Genomic DNA, 16,951 nt, shown 5'->3' with positions numbered 1-16,951 from the left:
ATCAAGCGGAATTGCGGACAATAGCCGCATGCCCCTGAACCCCTACCTGGCCCAGCTGCAACAGCTGGCCATCCCTCTGGCGATTGCCGCCGTCATTGTTGTTTTCTCACTGCTGAGCTTTGGCATCTGGGCTTTGCGCATACGCGGTGTGCGCAAAGCCGTGCGACAACTTCACCACACCCTCTCGCGCAGCACAGACAGCAGCCGCGTGGCGCTGCACCAAGCCCAAGACACAACGCCAGACCCGGAGCTGAAATTTTTGTTGCGCGAAACCGAAGCCGGTTTGATCGACCTGCCCGCCGCGCAAGGCAGTGGTTTGCAAAGCTACAGCTTTCGCAGCCATGCCGACACCTGGAATGTGCGCAGCGTGTTGGGCGGACGCTTGAACTTGGCCTTGTTTGAGACCATGCCCAATTTGCTGATTGGCTTTGGGCTGATGTGCACCTTCATCTTTTTGGCGGTGGCCTTGCAGCAAGCGGGCCTGGCCTTGAACGCACTCGATGTGTCGGCACGCCAACAAGACCAGGCCTTGCAGTCACTGATTGCCACAGCAGGCGGCAAGTTCATCACCTCCATCGCAGGCTTGTTGTGTTCGCTGCTGTGGAACTGGCGTGCTAAGGTGGCGTTGGAGAACTTGCAAGCGGAGGTGGATGTGTTGTGCCACATCTTGCGCAGCCAAGTCCCCGACAACGCGGCCGAAGCCAGCGTGCGGCTGCAACTGGTTTTGTTTCAAGACATCTTGGAACAAAACCGGGCCCAGGTGCGCCAGCTGGGACGCTTTGAGGGCGACTTTGCCAATGCGATTGGCGAAGCCATGTCGCGCCACATGCAGCCCACCTTTGACAAGCTCAGTGGCTTGGCCGACAGCATCCAGGTCTCGAGCCAAAGCTTTGGCCATGCGGGCAGTCAGGCCGCCGACGAATTGGGCAAAGCCGGTGCGGTGTTGACGCAAGGCATTGAAAGCGGCCTGAACACCTTCCACGAGGCTGTGGCAGCGCTGAGCCAGACCATTGGCACCACGCGCAGCACAGTGGCAGAGTTGGATGGCGCACTGGCCCGTGCCAGTGCCGCAGGCACGCAAGGCAGCGCGCAACTCACCACCTTGCTGGGCAGCTTTGGCGACACGCTCACACAGGTGCAAAGTGCCACCGGCGAGTTGCACACCACCGTGGGCCTGATTCGGCGCACCGCAGAGAGTTTCAAAGACAGCGCCAGCGCGATGGAGAGTTCGGTCACGCTGCAACGCGCGGCTGCCAACGATTTCAAAGACACCTTGCTGCCCATGAACCAGGCCTTGGGCCAGACTGTGACCACGCTCAAAGAAAGCGCGCAAACAGCAGAGACCGCACTGGGCCATGTGCGCACCCATTTGCAAGAAGCCCAACAGGCACTCAGCGGCACGGTGGATGCGCTCACCCAAGGCGTGTCGGGCTACAGCAGCCAAATTGCCGAACTGCACACCAAGATGGACCAGCACTTGGCCAGTGCGGTGAACCAACTCAGTGGCAGCATCACCAACTTGGAAGAGGTGTTGGACGAGTTCATCGAGTCCCTGCCTGCCAAGCGCTAAATCGCCATGCTGATTCAACGCCGCCGCACCCCTGCTGCCAACGAACAAGTGGAAGAGTCAGGTTACATGGCCTCGGCCAGTGACCTGATGATTGGCCTGCTGTTCATCTTCATCGTGATGGTGATGGTGCTGTTGGCCCGCAAACCCGAGCCACCCAGCGCAGCGCCACCCGACCCCTTGGCGGTGGTGGTGCAGGCCATTGGCAGCCGTTTGCAAAACGCAGGCGTGCCAGTGACGATCAACCAGGCGTCAGGGGTGATCACGCTGCCCGCAGACACCTTGTTTGCCCTGGGCCAGCCCGAGTTGCAAGCCGAGGGCGTGCAGACCTTGCGCCAGTCGGCCCAGCAGCTGCAACAGGTGTTGCCGTGCTACATCTATTCGCAACGCCGCCAGTTGCCCGCTGACTGCCCGCCCAACCCGCAACAGGTGGAGATTGAAACCATTCTGATTGAGGGCCACACCGACTCGGCCCCCCTCAAGCGCGGCGATTACAGCAACTGGCATTTGGGACTAGACCGTGCGCGCGCCGTCTACAAAGTGCTCAGCGCAGGCGGGCTGCAAGACCTTCGTAACGAGCGTGAGCAGCCGGTGTTTGGCATCAGCTCGTATGCCGATGAGCGCCCCAGCGACAAAGACGATGCCGCCAAAAACCGACGCGTGGAACTGCGCTTTGTGCTGGCGTTTCAGCCCAGCGACAACGCCGCCACCCAAGGCCCCAGCAGCACCTTGAAGCGCATGCAAGAGACGGTACGCTGAAGCCATGAACGCCCGTTCTGATTTTTTCAAGCCGCTGCCACAGGACTTTGACCAACTGGCCCACGCGGTGCGCCAGCGACGCGGCACGGGACTCGGGCCCGAACTGGATCTGCGCAGCGTGGGCGAACGCACCTACAGCGCGTTTGAGGCAGTGTCTTTCTCGCCGCTGCCGCCTGCGAATGCGGCCTATGCACCGCGCCCACGCGACTGGCGCCATTTGCCCTACGCCTTGTGGCTGCAGGCCGATCGCGGCTTGCACCTGCACCTAGAGTTGACCCAGCACTATTGGCACACGGCATTGCCGCACGCGTTGACCACACGCCGCCCCCTCAAGTGGGCGCGCGCTTTGCTGCACACCTATTTGCAGCATTTCGCCCCTGACGACGCGGTGTTTGTGCAACTGGCCGAGAGCGCACAGCTGTTCTTTGCCGATGCGCGGGTGATGCAGTCGCTCAGCGAGACCGAGGCGTTCGGTCTGCAACGCTTGATCGAACACCTGGGCTTGCTGGACCCCCAGCAGGGCCCCGCCCAGGTGGCACACGACATCTTGGCATTGCCCCCGGAGACGCGGCTGACACAGTGGCAAGCGCAACACGCGCTGACCGATGGTTTTTGGCTCAACCCGTTTGCACGGCAGGCGTTTTTAGAAGCCTTGAAAGCACCCGAGGAAGTGCGCAGCACCTTGCCCTACATCCAACGCATGTGCGAGTGGGCGCTGCACGCACCGGGCACGCCGCAGCAGCGCTTTCGTTACCCGATTTGCCGTGACGAGTTTGCCTACAGCTTGCTCTCACCCTGGTTCCAGCGTACACCGCCCGCCGAGGTGCAGCACGCGTTGATGTCTGAGCTGCTGCGCACCTTGGGCGACCCGCGCCATGACCATGCCGGTTGGCTGGGTGTGCGCCAAGAGGCCATGGCCACAGTGAGCCGCTGGCTCACCGCCCGAACGTTGGATGCATTTTTTGAAATCCTGCAACACACCGAAGACGACATTGGTCCCTACCGGCGTCGGTTTTGGGAGGCCTATTTCCATGCCGGTCACATCTTGGAAGCTTGGGTGGCGTTGGGAGAAGAAGCCTCAGCCGCCTTGCGCACCATCGACCCCACGGGCGAGCTGGCCCACGGCAAAATTTTGGGAAAGATCGCGCCCAAGCAGTGTGTGCTGATGGTGCGCATGGGCCATCTGCTGTTTTGTGACTGGAGCCATGACGGTCGCTTGCGTGCGATTGATGTGCACAGCCGACAAGCGCCCAAGCTCTACCAAGCACAGTACGAACTGCACGAACTGCGCTTTGCCACGCCCTTGAACTTCAACCAGGGCTTGTCAGACGATCCGGGTTTACGCCACCTGCAGTCCCACCTTGGAGGCTGGCAAACTCTCGCCCGTGACTTTTTGGCGCAACATTTGGGCATCACACTCTCGATCGACGATTTGATGCCCAGCACTTCCATTTAAAACAACGAACCTTCAGGAGAGAAACATGAGCGAAATGCCAGAAACAGAACTGCCCGAGCACGGCAACAACGACCCCTTCCGCACCCGTTGCGCCATGCTGGTGTCCACCTTGGCGATGGTGTTGGCCATTGCCAGCTTGGGTGGCAACAACGCGGCCAAAGAAACCATGGTGCACAACGTGTTGGCGGCCAATGCTTTTGCGTTCTACCAAGCCAAGAACATCCGCCAGACCGATTACAAAATTGCGGCCGATGACATCCAGGTGCAACTGGCTCAAGACAAGATCAGCCCCGCCGCCAAAGAATTGCTAGAGAAGAAACTAGCCGATTACCAAAAGAACATCGCCCGCTACGAGTCTGAACCTGAAACCGGCGACGGCAAAAAAGAACTGATGGCCAAAGCCAAAGAACACGAGCACGAACGCGACCACGCCATGGCCCAGGACCCCTGGTTTGACTACGCCGAAGCGCTGCTGCAAATCGCCATTGTGTTGACCTCGGTGGCCATTTTGACCGGCGTGCGCACCTTGTTTTGGGTGCCGTGTGGCTTGGGGTTGCTGGGCATCTTCGCCACCCTCAACGGCTTCATGCTGTGGATTTGATTTAACGCAAACATCACGCAGAGGGTGTTTGTCAGACTCCACTCAGTCAGACCCTTGTAAGAGCCCCCCGCCACAGTTGCGGGGTTTCACGCCAGTGCCGTCTAAAAATTAGGAGACCGTTTCCATGAGCGACATCACCATCCACCAGCCCTCTGCTGAGTTTGTCAAAAATGCCACCATCTCGGGCATGCCAGCCTACGAGGCGCTGTGCAAAAAAGCAGAGACCGACTACGAAGGTTTCTGGGCCGAACAAGCCCGCGACTTGTTGAGCTGGAAAACCCCTTTCACCAAAACACTCGACGAGAGCAACGCCCCCTTCTTCAAGTGGTTCGAAGACGGCACGCTGAATGCCTCGTACAACTGCCTCGACCGCAACGTCGAGAAAGGTTTGGGCGATAAAACCGCCATCATTTTTGAAGCCGATGGTGGTGAAGTCACCAAGATCACCTACAGCCAGTTGCTGGCCAAGACCTGCCAATATGCCAACGCCTTGAAATCGATTAGCGTCAAAAAAGGCGACCGCGTGATGATCTACATCTCGATGTCGATCGAAGGCGTGGCAGCCATGCAGGCCTGTGCCCGCATCGGTGCCACCCACTCGGTGGTGTTTGGTGGTTTCTCGGCCCAGTCGCTGCGTGACCGCATCGAAGACACCGGTGCCGTGGCTGTGATCACCGCCGACCAACAAGTGCGCGGTGGCAAACACCTGCCTTTGAAAGCCATCGTCGACGAAGCCATCGCCTTGGGCGGTTGCGACTCGGTGAAAAACGTGCTGGTGGTCAAGCGCACCGGTGGCGACATTGCCATGACCGCTGGCCGCGACCAATGGTTGGCCGAGTTGGCCGACCAACAAGCCACCACCTGCGAACCCGAATGGGTGGGTGCTGAGCACCCCCTGTTCTTGCTCTATACCTCGGGCTCCACCGGCAAACCCAAAGGCGTGCAACACAGCACGGGCGGTTATTTGCTGCATGCGGCATTGACCACCAAGTGGACCTTCGATTTGAAAGACAACGACGTGTTCTGGTGTACCGCCGACATCGGCTGGGTCACGGGCCACACCTACATCACCTACGGCCCCTTGGCTTTGGGCGGCACAGAAATCGTGTTTGAGGGCGTGCCTACTTACCCCGATGCCGGGCGCTTCTGGAAGATGATTCAAGACCACAAAGTGTCCATCTTCTACACCGCACCCACGGCCATTCGCTCGCTCATCAAAGCCGCTGAAGCCAACGATGCCGTGCACCCCAAGAGCTACGACTTGTCGAGCCTGCGCCTGCTGGGTTCGGTGGGCGAGCCCATCAACCCCGCCGCCTGGGAGTGGTACTACAAGCACGTGGGTGGCAGCCGCTGCCCGATCGTGGACACCTTCTGGCAAACCGAAACCGGTGGCCACATGATCACGCCGCTGCCAGGTGTGACGCCCATGGTGCCCGGCTCGTGCACCCTGCCCTTCCCCGGCATTCAAGCAGCCGTGGTGGACGAAGCGGGCCACGACATGCCCAACGGGCAAGGCGGCATCTTGGTGGTCAAGCGCCCCTGGCCGTCGATGATTCGCACCATCTGGGGCGACCCCGACCGCTTTGTGAAGAGCTACTACCCCGAAGAGTTCAAGGGCAAGTACTACCTGGCTGGCGACGGTGCCATCCGCGACGAGAAGACCGGTTACTTCACCATCACCGGACGCATCGACGACGTGTTGAACGTGTCGGGCCACCGCATGGGCACGATGGAAATTGAATCGGCCTTGGTGAGTTGCACCGAGCTGGTGGCCGAAGCCGCTGTGGTGGGCCGCCCTGACGACACCACCGGCGAAGCCATCTGCGCGTTTGTGGTGTTGAAGCGCCCCCGTCCGGTGGGCGACGAAGCCAAAGCGATTGCCAAAATTTTGCGCGACCACGTGGGCAAAGAAATTGGCCCCATCGCCAAGCCCAAAGACATCCGCTTCGGTGACAACCTGCCCAAGACCCGCTCCGGCAAGATCATGCGCCGCCTGCTGCGCAGCTTGGCCAAGAACGAGGCGATCACCCAAGACACCTCGACCTTGGAAAACCCAGCGATTCTTGACCAGTTGACCGACAACCACTGATCGGTCAAACGCCTCTTGACAGAGGCTGGCCCCACACATCCCGCTGCGCCTTGTGCTCAGCGGGATTTTTCATGCCCGCGTGACGAGATACCGGTGTCTGCTCAAGCCGGTGCGAGCAAGGTGATGCGCTTGAAATGGAGATGGTGCATGAGCTCGCGCAAGACCACCAACGTGGCAGCAAAGCGCGGATCGGACGGCACACCGGCCACAGAGGCTGGCCGTCCTTGGGCATGGGCGACCAGCAGGTTGAACCCCTCTTCCAGCGTCGCCAAAGACAGCTCTTGGTCGACATCCACGCACCAGCCCATGGCCTGGGCCCAGTGCCACAGACCCGCATCTTGCGTCACGAGTGCCGCATCAGGAGGCAAAGCAGTGTGCGCAGGCATGACCTGTTCTTCCACCGTTTCAATGGCCAGCTCCAATTGCAAGGGCGTGGGTGGGGTGTGCGTCAACACCTCTGCTACCAGTTGGCGCAGGCCCAAAGAAAACGTCAGCACCACCTCTGCCTGATCCGAACGGCCACTGGCCAAAGCCATCACGTCATCTCCCAGATGCAGCACGGCGATGGGGCCGTGCTGCGCCCAGCGCTCACGCACGCTGCGGTAGAGCGTGTGCATGTCCACCTCAACCGCCCTTCAAGACAGGCTGCACCCAGCCCAAAAAATCGGCTTGCATGGCAGCGCTGATGCTGTGTCCTATCGGGTAACGCAAGTTGGTTTGCGTCACACCCAGTTGCTTGAGCCATTGCTCAGAGCGCTCCGCCCATGTGACGGGCAAGGTGCCATCTAGCGCACCGTGGGCCACGAGGGCTTGCAGGTGCTGCAAACGCGCGCCGTCGGCCACGAACGGGGCCAGCTCTGGCAAGATGCGGCCCGACAAAATGCCAAAGCCCGCCACCCGTTCGGGCGCACTCAACGCCACGCTGGCACTCATGATGCCGCCTTGACTAAAGCCTGCCACCACCGTGTGCTCTGGCGCGATGTGGTGTTGGGTCTGCAGTTGTGTGATGAACCGGATCAAGGTGTGACGCGCTTGCTCCGCCTCGCGCTCCACAATCTGTGGCCCGTTGGCTGTGAACGCCACGCGAAACCAGGCGCATTGGTTAGGGCCCAACGCCAAAGGGCCACGGGGCAAGACCACCAAGGTGTGAGGATCGATGCCTGCGGCCAGATCACTCAGACTCAGCTCAGAGCTTCCCACGCCATGCAGAAGCACCAACAAGGCCTTGGGTTGCACAGGCTGTGGTTGCTGGATACGGAATGCCAGCTCGAAATTTGGGTCTTGCTGCAAAGCACTGACGGTGTGTTGTGGTGTGTTCATGCGACGCCCCAAGCATAGGATTCCATCGAGAGTACACGGTGATCCACGCCACCGTTGAGCACTTGAACGGGCTCATCGGCAGACACCGCGCCCAAGGCCACCAGCAAAGGCAAGAAATGCTCTTCGGTGGGGTGCGCACGCTGCGCGTGAGGTGCCAGTCGACGGTAGTCGATCAGGTGATCCGTGTCGTGGCTGCGCACCTTGTCGCGAACCCATTGGGTGAACTCGATCGCATAGTCTTCAGCGGCCGCACCCAACTGGCGGAATTCGTAAAGGTTGTGCGTCATGCTGCCCGACGCCAACACCAGCACGCCCTGGGCACGCATGGCAGACAAGGCGCGGCCCAGTTGCAATGCCGAGGCGGGATTTAAGTTGTAGGGCATCGACACTTGAAACACGGGCACGTCAGCCTGGGGCAAGAGGTGCATCAACGGCACCCAGGCGCCGTGGTCTAGGCCACGTTGCGTGTCGTGCGTCACAGGCCAGCCGGCTTCGGTCAGCAGCTGGGCCACTTCTTCGGCCAATTGAGGTTGCCCATGCGCGGGGTATTGCAGTTGGTACAACGCGGCGGGGAAACCGCCAAAGTCATGCACAGTGACCGGGGTGGCGGTGGTCATGACTTCTACACCGCGGGTTTGCCAGTGGGGCGACACGACTAACACCGCCCGCACGTCATGCAGCTGCTGACCCAAGTTGCGCAGCAACGGGCCCAAGGTGGCAGGTTCGGTGGCAAAGGTAGGTGCGCCGTGGGAGATGAACAGCACAGGGGCGGGGGCAAACGAAGACATGGTTTCTTTCTCAAACATCAGATGCCCACACTGTATTGAATACAATATTTAAGATAAATAGAGTTATTTGATATTTATTATTTCGATCGATGGAACAATGGACCGATTCTTGGAAATGCAGACCTTCAATGCCGTGGTGGAAGCTGGCAGCTTTGTCAAAGCCGCCGATGCCCTGCAACTGTCCAAAGCCGCTGTGTCGCGCCATGTGGTGGAGATGGAAACCCGCTTGGGCGTGCGTTTGCTCCACCGCACGACACGACGTTTGTCATTGACCGAAGAAGGCCATGTGTTCTACGCCCGCAGCAAAGAGTTGCTTGAAGGGCTGGCCAATGCAGAGTCAGAAGTCACCTCGCGCAGCGAAGCTGCCAGTGGCTTGCTACGCATCAATGCACCGTTCACCTTTGGCATCTTGCACTTGGCGCCACTGTGGGGGGTGTTCATGGCAGAGAACCCCAAAGTGACGCTGGACATCACGCTGTCAGACCGGTTGGTCGACTTGGTGGAAGACGGCTACGACCTCGCGATTCGCATTGCCAAGCTGGAAGACTCCACCTTGGTCAGCAAGCTGTTGGCCACCACACGCATGGTGTTGTGTGCGTCGCCGAAGTACCTGAAAACACATGGCACACCCAAGCACCACAGCGAGCTGGCGGCCCATTCGGTGATTGCCTACAGCTACTGGTCCACCAAAGACGAATGGGAGTTCACCAGCCCCAAGGGCAAGGTGCGTGTGAAGACCCAACCCACCATCCACACCAACAGTGGCGACACCTGCCGTGCTGCGGCGCTGGCACACCAGGGTGTGATCTTGCAACCCACGTTTTTGGTGGGCCCCGATCTGGCAGCAGGCACGTTGGTGGAGTTGATGCCCGAATTTCAGTCGCTGGAGCTAGGCATTTACGCGGTCTACCCCACGCGCAAACACCTGTCGGCCAAGGTGCGCATGTTGCTTGATTTTTTGACGGCGCATTTTGCGCCGAAGGGTCACTTGGCAGTCAAAGGAAAGCCAACCAAATCCCGAGCGGCAAAAACGCCAAGCTGGTGACGTGTGCAACGATGACCATCGAGGCCACTTGGTTGGGCTGCTGGTTGAAGCGGTCGGCCAGCATGTCTAGTAACCCGCCATGCTCTGATTGACTTTGGCAGGATTTTTTTGAGTGTGTGCGATGTAGACGACTATTGCCAACGTCTTTTAGCGCTTTTTTCCAGAACTTGATGGGGCACGTAACGTCTTCCCGAACTACTGTAATGCAGCGATAGCGGCTAGCCGAACTGAGGTGCTTGGTTCATATTGCTCGGTAAAAGCCGTCAATGACTCACTGAGCATTGCGGTGACATGAACGACTGGTATCGAAGGAACTGCAGTCGTCTTGCTTGGCTGGTTAGCCGACCGCACCGAAAGCGCGTGGCTGAAAGTCCGCTGCTCGAAACGGTGAATTCACACTCTCGACCCTAGCCGGTCATTGGCGTATGACGTTCAACTAACAACTTCGCGACCCCGCCAAGCGGAGTCGCTTAGAACTGTACCAAACGACAACGTTTGCGTAGCACCTGAGTAAAGTGAAAATTAACCGTGCATTCTTTGAAATTTACCGGTCGTCTCTTTGCGCGACAGTTAGCGCACAAAGCTTAGCGGATTGCTTTCTAGAGCCTGGCCATCGATGGTGACGCGCATTCGTAACAAAGTTGGCTCTGACACTTGAAGGTTAACGATCTTGAACGCCACTCTCATTTGCCGCCCAAGATTGGATCCCCCCAAGTCACTCGTTACTTGGTCAAGGGACTGCTCAGGAACTGTGACGTTCTGAACAATGTTCTCATTCTGAAGTAACTCCACTTTTATTTCTGAAAATTTCAGATCAAGTGGTGTCGATAAAAGGCCCAACACACACAGCGTCGGCAGCAGTAGGGGTTCCTCAGCTTTCAGTTGAATCGGTTCAACTGGATACCATCCAACAATACTGGTCTTCCCACTCACCTCATCGCGAATATCGTCGCAATAAATGCAAGTTAAGTTGAAATTTTCAAGCGAGTTCATGGGTTTCAACAGTTGTCTTAGGTTGCCGTTGTGCCTTGATTGCAGCAAAGACTTTTATTGGATCAACGCCAAGTGCATTAGCCAATGACTCAATGGACTCGTATCGCATCGTTTCAGGGGAACGCTCCCAGCGTGCAACGCTTGGTTGTTGAGTGTTCATTCGTTTAGCAAGTTCTACTTGCGAAAGACCTGCTTTAAAACGTAACCCTGCCAATCCAACACGCTCTCCATAAGTAGCGTCCAAAGCTTGACCAAGCTTTTGGCGGGCTTTAGCCATGCGAGCTGCACGCTCAGGATCACGCTGACGGCGCGCAAAATACTCACCCGCCTCTGTCCCACCATTCAAGATAGCAGGGTCACTTGATAGTTGATCGATTTCGACCCATTTGTCGTGAACAAATAGCGTGGCGCGCACCATTGCTCGCCCAGTCTGAGCAGAGCCGAGGTCAAGCGACTTTTGGAATTCGATATTGCTCGTATCGAGTAACAAGACTCCCGAAGGATGCGTGACTTGTATCGTAGGAGTAGTCTCGGTCAGTGATGGCGAGTGCATAGTAGATGTCTCTTTGTGCATTGAAACCTAGCAAGATTCGATGATCAGTCAGATAGCCGTTGAGATTCTGGAATTTGAGAATGTAGATGTTGTAGCCAAGTTCGAGAGCTTCAGCAAATTGCTTCACCTCAAAAACTGGCGTGTGCAACGGATGCGTGCTTGGCACATGTAAGCGTTGCAGCAGATCCAAGTTTTCATACAAACTTTCCAGCAATAGCTCTGCAGCATCCACGAGATCGGGCTGAGTTGCATCGAGAAGATCAATTTCATCTTCGATCTCCTTTGTCACCACAAGGCTAGTCATTTTATAACGGAAATGTTATCGACGTGCAAGGTTGCCCCTAAACTTGCACAGATGTAAGCAATAAGGAGTAGTCCAAGCATTTCTATGAGGGCTAGAGAGTAAGCTAAAAAAGTCGGGTGAGCGTTTATCCATGATATCGCACTAGAGCATTTCACCAAGTTCACGCCAAGTTTCAAGCAAAACTTACTGATTATTTACACAGTATTTTGACGTATTGATTAACAAGTATTGTGCGCAATAGAGCCGTCCGATTACGCGACCATCGACCGCCTGATGACCAAGTACTCCTTCTACGAGCACAGCCAGTCGATGGAGGTTCCGGCCTTCATCCCCGATGAAGCGGAGCTCCGGCAGGACATTGAGGAGTTAAAGGTTTGGAGGACCGACTTTGAGGGACGCTGCAAGGCAGCACTTGGTTAGCGAACGAATCCGGTAGTTTCACGCACGTAGCGCCGGATCAGCCTTTAGGCGCAAGCAGCGATTCCAGCCAGTCAGGGACGACTGGAAGCGGGAGGAGACCGGCCATCCTAAGCAATGGCCTCCAATGACCGCTTCCAGCCTGAAGCCCATGACATTCCCAAACAATATGCAACCGCACCCTTAGCCTATCTCGCATACCCATACCCCGCCTCCCAAGCCTGGGCCATCTGCGTCTGCAGTGTCTTGGGCACACGCGGGTCGCCTTTGGCTTTATCCATGGTGCTGTGCATGGCTTGGGCAATGCGCTCTAGGGTGCGGGCTGGCTGGGTGACGCCGCACACGCGGTGGCCAAAATTTTCCAGTTCCTCTTTTGTGGGATAGGCCTTGGTGTGGTGCTTGCCTGCAAACAGCTTGAGTGCCAGGGTTAGGTCCTCCAGCTCGGGGCCTCCTGCGTATTGGGTGTAGGTGTAGATGCTGGTGGTCACCACATCGAACATGGGAGCCAACCAAATCTGTTCTGGTGAACGGTAGAGCAGGCCAAAGTTTTTCAGGTGCGCGTCACCGTTGCGCACCATGATGGAAAACGCCACTTGTTCAAAAAACCGATGCAGGTTGTCGCTGGGCAATTGCAACTGACGCAACAACTCTGCGATGCGCTGGTAGCTGCCTTGGTATTTGCGGTCAGACAAGATGTCGCGCACCCGCAGCCCTGCCAGGGCCGCGATGTCCTCAAACCCCAGGCGCTCGACGCGACCATCGTCATGCACCACCAAATCAAAGCGGTCCAGTACCAGCATTTGTCCATCGTTAGACAGCGCAAACGTAGGGGTGTCGATGCCCGCTTCTTGGGCGGCTGTCAGACAGAGGAACTCGTTGGCTGCCAAGCCTGGATATGCAGGGCTGGCGGCCTTGACGATGAGTGAGGGGATGGGCACGGTCGACCGGTCAGGCACCATGATCTTGGGCTGCATGCCAGCAATGCCTGCGCCTGTGCTCAAGTAAGCGGCTACCAGGTCATTGAATACCTCGGGGGTGTAGGCCGTTTCCAGTAACTCGCTTTTGCTCAGCGTTCGGGGCATGGCTGCGGGTGAGTGGTTTGGCAAGCTGTAGCCCAGCCGTCCAATGCCATTACGCCCCACCAACGCCAGCATGTGCATGGGCGTCATGGGCTGCTTCGGGAAGAGTTCCCGAATCTTCATGAACAATTCGCCTTCGGGCAGGTTCTGGTCCATCGGCGGAAACAGGTCGCCATCCTGCCATGTGAGCTGCTGCGCGGGTGGCATCAGCAAGGCCACAGCGGGTTGTTGGGGGTCGGTCTGCAGATAGCGAAATTCGTAGGTGGACGCTCGGATCAACTGGCCCGCGTTGTCGGTGTCACCAATCGAGACGTTCAGCAGGCGAATTTTTTCAGGGAGCATCGTCGTCCTCATCCCGGAATCTGGCGGCGACTTCGCTGGCCGTTGGCAGGCCTGCGCGTTCGACACGCATCACCAGCCCCAATGCCCCCATGACCGCCAAGAGAGAGGACACGGTGGACTCTTGTCCCGCCTCGAGCCGATAAATGACTTCACGCACTTTGCCTGACTTTTCGGCCAGTGCTGACTTGCTCAAGCCCAGCGCTTCACGGCGGGCTTGTAATTGGCGGCCCAATTCATCTGGAAGTCTAATATTGTCAGTCATGGCTTACATATTACCCGTATAAAGTATATTTTGTAAGTCATGACTTGCATTTTTCTCAGACGTCAATGAACAGCTGACCGCCAAATACTCGCGTCAATCACGTGTCTTCCAAGCGAACTTTCAAAGCAAAGCATCACCTACGTAGAGCAACGAAAAGAAACCACCCTGAACAAGTTGCCCAACAACCACTGATGGTTTTCAGACCTGCTTCAGTCTGTGAGCTTGTCGCGCACAACCCGACCGTCAAAGAAACGCCAACCAAATCCCCAGCGGCAAAAACGCCAAGCTGGTGACGTGTGCCACGATGACCATCGAGGCCACTTGGTTGGGCTGCTGGTTGAAGCGGTCGGCCAGCATGTAGTTGAAGACGGCAGGCGGCAAAGCCGCAAACAGCAGCAAAGCACCCCGATCCACCCCCTGTAACGGCACACCCCCCAACACCACAAAGGCGGCCAGTGTGCGCACCCCCATGGTCAACACCGCGCTTTGCACGCCCACCTGCATATCGGTGATGCGGCTGGTCGACAAACGCGCGCCCAAGGCCAACAACATCATCGGCACCAAGACTTGACCGATCATGCCCAGCGGTGTGGCCAACCACACGGGCACGTTGATGTGCGCTTGCGAGCAAGCAATGCCCAACACCGTTGACCACAGCAAAGGGTTGGCGTAGAGCATGCGCCAATCCACACGGCCACTCATGACACCCACGCCCACGGTGAAATGCAAGAGGTTGGACAACACCAAGGCCACCACGGCAGGGGCCATGCCTGAGGGGCCATAGGCCAACACCAACAAGGGAATGCCAATAGGGCCCACGTTGCCAAACATGGCGCAGGGCACAAAAGACCGGGCCGACACGCCCGCCCAGCCGCTGAGTGGCCAAGCGAGCAGCCCACTGAGCAAGACCAACAACACCACCGCCACAGAAAATTCCAAGGCCGCATGCGGGTTGAAATCTTTGGTGGACAAAGAAGTAAAGATCAACACCGGCAAGGCAATGTCGACCAACAGTTTGTTGACACCTGATAAGTCGGGTTGGGCCGCACGGCTGTAAAAAAAGCCGACCAACACAATCAGAAAAATAGGCAGGGTGATGTCGGCAATTTGGGCAAGCATGCGGGGATGCTACTGGCTGACAGTGTGCCCCGCCATCAACTCCAGCGCCTTGACCAAGGCCGAGTGGTCCATCTGCCCCCAGCCGTTGGCTGCACACGCTTGCATGAGCTGTGCGGCAGACGCGGTTTGCGGCAACGACACGCCCATCGACTTGGCACCGTTGAGGGCCAGCCCCAAATCTTTCTGGTGCAAGGCAATGCGAAAGCCCGGGTCAAAAGTGCGCTTGATCATGCGTTCGCCATGCACTTCCAAAATTCGGCTGGCCGCAAAACCACCCATCAAGGCCGAGCGCACTTTGGCGGGGTCTGCCCCTGCTTTGCTGGCAAACAGCAAGGCCTCGCCCACGGCAGCGATGTTCAAAGCCACGATGATTTGGTTGGCCACCTTGGTGGTTTGGCCGTCGCCGTTGCCGCCCACCAAGGTGATGTTTTTACCCATCAACTCGAACAGGGGCTTGACCTTGTCAAAGGTCGCTTGTGCGCCGCCCACCATGATGGTCAGGCTGGCGGCTTTGGCGCCCACTTCACCGCCAGAGACGGGTGCATCCAAGTACTCGCAGCCCAAGGCATTGATCTGTTGTGCAAACTGCTTGGTGTCCATGGGCGAGATAGAGCTCATGTCCACCACGATCTTGCCGGCCGTCAAGCCTTCGCTCACACCCTCTGAGCCAAACAACACACTCTGCACATCGGGCGTGTCGGGCAACATCAAAAAGATGATGTCGGCGGCACGCGCCACGTCGGCGTTGGTGGCACACACGGTGGCGGCGCTCAACACCGCAGGCACTTGGCTGCGGGTGCGCACATACAGGTCGTGCTGGGCATTGAGCAGGTGTTGCGCCATGGGCGTGCCCATGATGCCCAGGCCGATGAATCCAATCTTCATGTGAAGTCCTTTGTGTTTTAAAAATGAGGTTCTAAAAATCAGCGCACCATGCAGGGCCGCTTGTGGTCAAACTTCCAACCAGGCATGAGGTATTGCATGGCCATGGCATCGTCGCGTGCGCCCAAGCCGTGTTGCAAGTACAGCTGGTGCGCGGCTTCGACCTTGGCCATGTCCAACTGCACGCCCAAGCCGGGCTGCGTAGGCACTTGCACATGGCCGCCGATGATTTGCAGGGGTTCTTGCGTCAGGCCCTGGCCGTCTTGCCAAATCCAGTGGGTGTCGATGGCGGTCACCTTGCCCGGCGCCGCTGCCGCCACATGGGTGAACATGGCCAAAGACACGTCGAAGTGGTTGTTGGAGTGCGAGCCCCAGGTCAAGCCCCAGTCACGGCAGGTTTGGGCCACACGCACCGAGCCGGCCATGGTCCAAAAATGCGGGTCGGCCAGCGGAATGTCCACGCTTTGCAGCGAGAGCGAATGGGTCAGCTGTCGCCAGTCGGTGGCCACCATGTTGGTGGCGGTGGGCAAGCCGGTGGCGCGGCGAAACTCGGCCATCACCTCGCGCCCACTGAAGCCCTCTTCGGCGCCGCACGGGTCTTCGGCGTAGGCCACCACGCCGTGCAGGTCGCGCATCAGGCGCACCGCGTCTTTGAGCAGCCAGCCCCCGTTGGGATCGAGCGTGACACGTGCCTGCGGAAAGCGTTCGTGCAAGGCACGCACAGCCTCAATTTCGGCCTCGCCCGCCAGCACACCGCCTTTGAGCTTGAAGTCGTTGAAGCCATATTTGGCATGCGCTGCTTCGGCCAAGCGCACCACCGATTCAGGCGTCATGGCTTCTTCGTTGCGCAAGCGGAACCACGCATCGTGCGAGTCTTGTTCGTTGCGGTAAGGCAAGTCGGTGCGGGTGCGGTCGCCAATGAAAAACAAATACCCCAACATCTCCACCGAGCTGCGTTGCTGACCTTCGCCCAAGAGCGCCGCCACGGGCACGTTGAGGTGTTGGCCCAACAAATCGAGCAAGGCCGACTCCACCGCGGTGACGGCATGGATGGTGGTGCGCAGGTCAAAGGTTTGCAAGCCGCGTCCGCCCGAGTCGCGGTCGGCAAAACGGGCGTGCATGCGGTTGAGCACGGCTTGCACCTGGCCCAGGCTTTGGCCGACCACCAGCTCGGCCGCGTCCTCCAAGGTGGCGCGAATTTTTTCGCCGCCGGGCACTTCGCCAATGCCGGTGCGTCCCGCACTGTCGGTGAGGATGAGCAGGTTGCGGGTGAAGAACGCACCGTGCGCGCCCGAGAGGTTGAGCAGCATGCTGTCATGCCCGGCCACGGGGATGACGCGCAATTGGGTGATGGTGGGCGTGGTGTGGGTCATAA

General features: G+C 58.3%; 17 protein-coding genes. 6 read left to right on the top strand and 11 right to left on the bottom strand.

The window, feature by feature from the left end; all coding sequences use genetic code 11:
* Positions 1-28 precede the first annotated feature (28 nt).
* From B9Z41_RS13835 to acs, 5 genes are all read left to right on the top strand, one after another.
* The gene (locus tag B9Z41_RS13835) at positions 29-1,570 is read left to right on the top strand and encodes a hypothetical protein (RefSeq protein WP_100147660.1); all 1,542 of its coding nucleotides are present in this window, start codon (positions 29-31) and stop codon (positions 1,568-1,570) included.
* 6 nt (positions 1,571-1,576) lie between these two features.
* Positions 1,577-2,326 (top strand): OmpA family protein, encoded by a 750-nt coding sequence (locus B9Z41_RS13830; RefSeq protein WP_100147659.1) that lies wholly within the window; start codon positions 1,577-1,579, stop codon positions 2,324-2,326.
* 4 nt (positions 2,327-2,330) lie between these two features.
* On the top strand, positions 2,331-3,782 hold the full coding sequence (locus B9Z41_RS13825; RefSeq protein ID WP_100147658.1) for an EH signature domain-containing protein: 1,452 nt from the start codon (positions 2,331-2,333) through the stop codon (positions 3,780-3,782).
* Between the two features lie 25 nt (positions 3,783-3,807).
* Positions 3,808-4,383 carry a DUF4337 domain-containing protein gene (locus B9Z41_RS13820; protein WP_100147657.1) on the top strand — a complete coding sequence of 192 codons (576 nt, stop codon included), beginning with the start codon at positions 3,808-3,810 and terminating at the stop codon, positions 4,381-4,383.
* Between the two features lie 124 nt (positions 4,384-4,507).
* Entirely contained in the window at positions 4,508-6,472 is a 1,965-nt protein-coding gene (gene acs, locus B9Z41_RS13815) for an acetate--CoA ligase (protein ID WP_100147656.1), read from the top strand.
* Between the two features lie 101 nt (positions 6,473-6,573).
* Here acs and B9Z41_RS13810 read toward each other — a convergent pair whose 3' ends face one another.
* Genes B9Z41_RS13810 through B9Z41_RS13800 form a run of 3 tightly spaced genes read right to left on the bottom strand, consistent with a single transcriptional unit; the run spans position 6,574 to position 8,580 of the window.
* A complete protein-coding gene (locus B9Z41_RS13810) occupies positions 6,574-7,089 on the bottom strand; it encodes a hypothetical protein (RefSeq protein ID WP_143474208.1) in 516 nt (171 codons plus the stop codon).
* 7 nt (positions 7,090-7,096) lie between these two features.
* A complete protein-coding gene (locus B9Z41_RS13805; RefSeq protein WP_100147654.1) occupies positions 7,097-7,792 on the bottom strand; it encodes an alpha/beta hydrolase in 696 nt (231 codons plus the stop codon).
* A complete protein-coding gene (locus B9Z41_RS13800; protein WP_100147674.1) occupies positions 7,789-8,580 on the bottom strand; it encodes a dioxygenase in 792 nt (263 codons plus the stop codon). Before B9Z41_RS13800 ends, B9Z41_RS13805 begins: the two co-directional genes overlap by 4 nt.
* 97 nt (positions 8,581-8,677) lie before the next feature.
* On the opposite strand from B9Z41_RS13800, the gene B9Z41_RS13795 reads away from it, so the two are divergent.
* A complete protein-coding gene (locus tag B9Z41_RS13795; protein ID WP_100147653.1) occupies positions 8,678-9,625 on the top strand; it encodes a LysR family transcriptional regulator in 948 nt (315 codons plus the stop codon).
* Positions 9,626-10,195: 570 nt separating this feature from the next.
* On the opposite strand, the gene B9Z41_RS13790 is transcribed toward B9Z41_RS13795, so the two are convergent.
* The 8 genes from B9Z41_RS13790 to gudD all read right to left on the bottom strand — a co-directional run bounded on the left by B9Z41_RS13790 (position 10,196) and on the right by gudD (position 16,949).
* Entirely contained in the window at positions 10,196-10,618 is a 423-nt protein-coding gene (locus B9Z41_RS13790; RefSeq protein ID WP_100147652.1) for a hypothetical protein, read from the bottom strand.
* The gene (locus B9Z41_RS13785) at positions 10,605-11,036 is read right to left on the bottom strand and encodes a helix-turn-helix domain-containing protein (RefSeq protein WP_233202687.1); all 432 of its coding nucleotides are present in this window, start codon (positions 11,034-11,036) and stop codon (positions 10,605-10,607) included. The genes B9Z41_RS13790 and B9Z41_RS13785 overlap by 14 nt, the downstream gene beginning before the upstream one ends.
* Positions 11,037-11,064: 28 nt before the next feature.
* Complete coding sequence (locus B9Z41_RS17060) at positions 11,065-11,475, bottom strand: hypothetical protein (RefSeq protein ID WP_158236184.1); 411 nt, start codon at positions 11,473-11,475, stop codon at positions 11,065-11,067.
* Between the two features lie 605 nt (positions 11,476-12,080).
* Positions 12,081-13,313, bottom strand: a complete 1,233-nt coding sequence (locus B9Z41_RS13775; RefSeq protein WP_100147650.1) for a type II toxin-antitoxin system HipA family toxin — start codon at positions 13,311-13,313, stop codon at positions 12,081-12,083.
* Positions 13,303-13,575, bottom strand: a complete 273-nt coding sequence (locus B9Z41_RS13770) for a helix-turn-helix domain-containing protein (RefSeq protein WP_100147649.1) — start codon at positions 13,573-13,575, stop codon at positions 13,303-13,305. The genes B9Z41_RS13775 and B9Z41_RS13770 overlap by 11 nt, the downstream gene beginning before the upstream one ends.
* A 243-nt stretch (positions 13,576-13,818) precedes the next feature.
* Entirely contained in the window at positions 13,819-14,694 is an 876-nt protein-coding gene (locus tag B9Z41_RS13765; RefSeq protein WP_100147648.1) for an AEC family transporter, read from the bottom strand.
* A 9-nt stretch (positions 14,695-14,703) separates the two neighbouring features.
* The gene (locus tag B9Z41_RS13760) at positions 14,704-15,579 is read right to left on the bottom strand and encodes a 2-hydroxy-3-oxopropionate reductase (RefSeq protein ID WP_100147647.1); all 876 of its coding nucleotides are present in this window, start codon (positions 15,577-15,579) and stop codon (positions 14,704-14,706) included.
* Between the two features lie 38 nt (positions 15,580-15,617).
* On the bottom strand, positions 15,618-16,949 hold the full coding sequence (gene gudD / locus B9Z41_RS13755; protein WP_100147646.1) for a glucarate dehydratase: 1,332 nt from the start codon (positions 16,947-16,949) through the stop codon (positions 15,618-15,620).
* Between the last annotated feature and the right edge of the window lie 2 nt (positions 16,950-16,951).

Source organism: Limnohabitans sp. JirII-31 (genome assembly GCF_002778315.1).
Taxonomy (GTDB): Bacteria; Pseudomonadota; Gammaproteobacteria; order Burkholderiales; family Burkholderiaceae_C; genus Limnohabitans.
The sequence above is the reverse complement of the archived record's forward strand: the minus strand, read 5'-3'. Positions and strand labels throughout refer to the sequence as shown.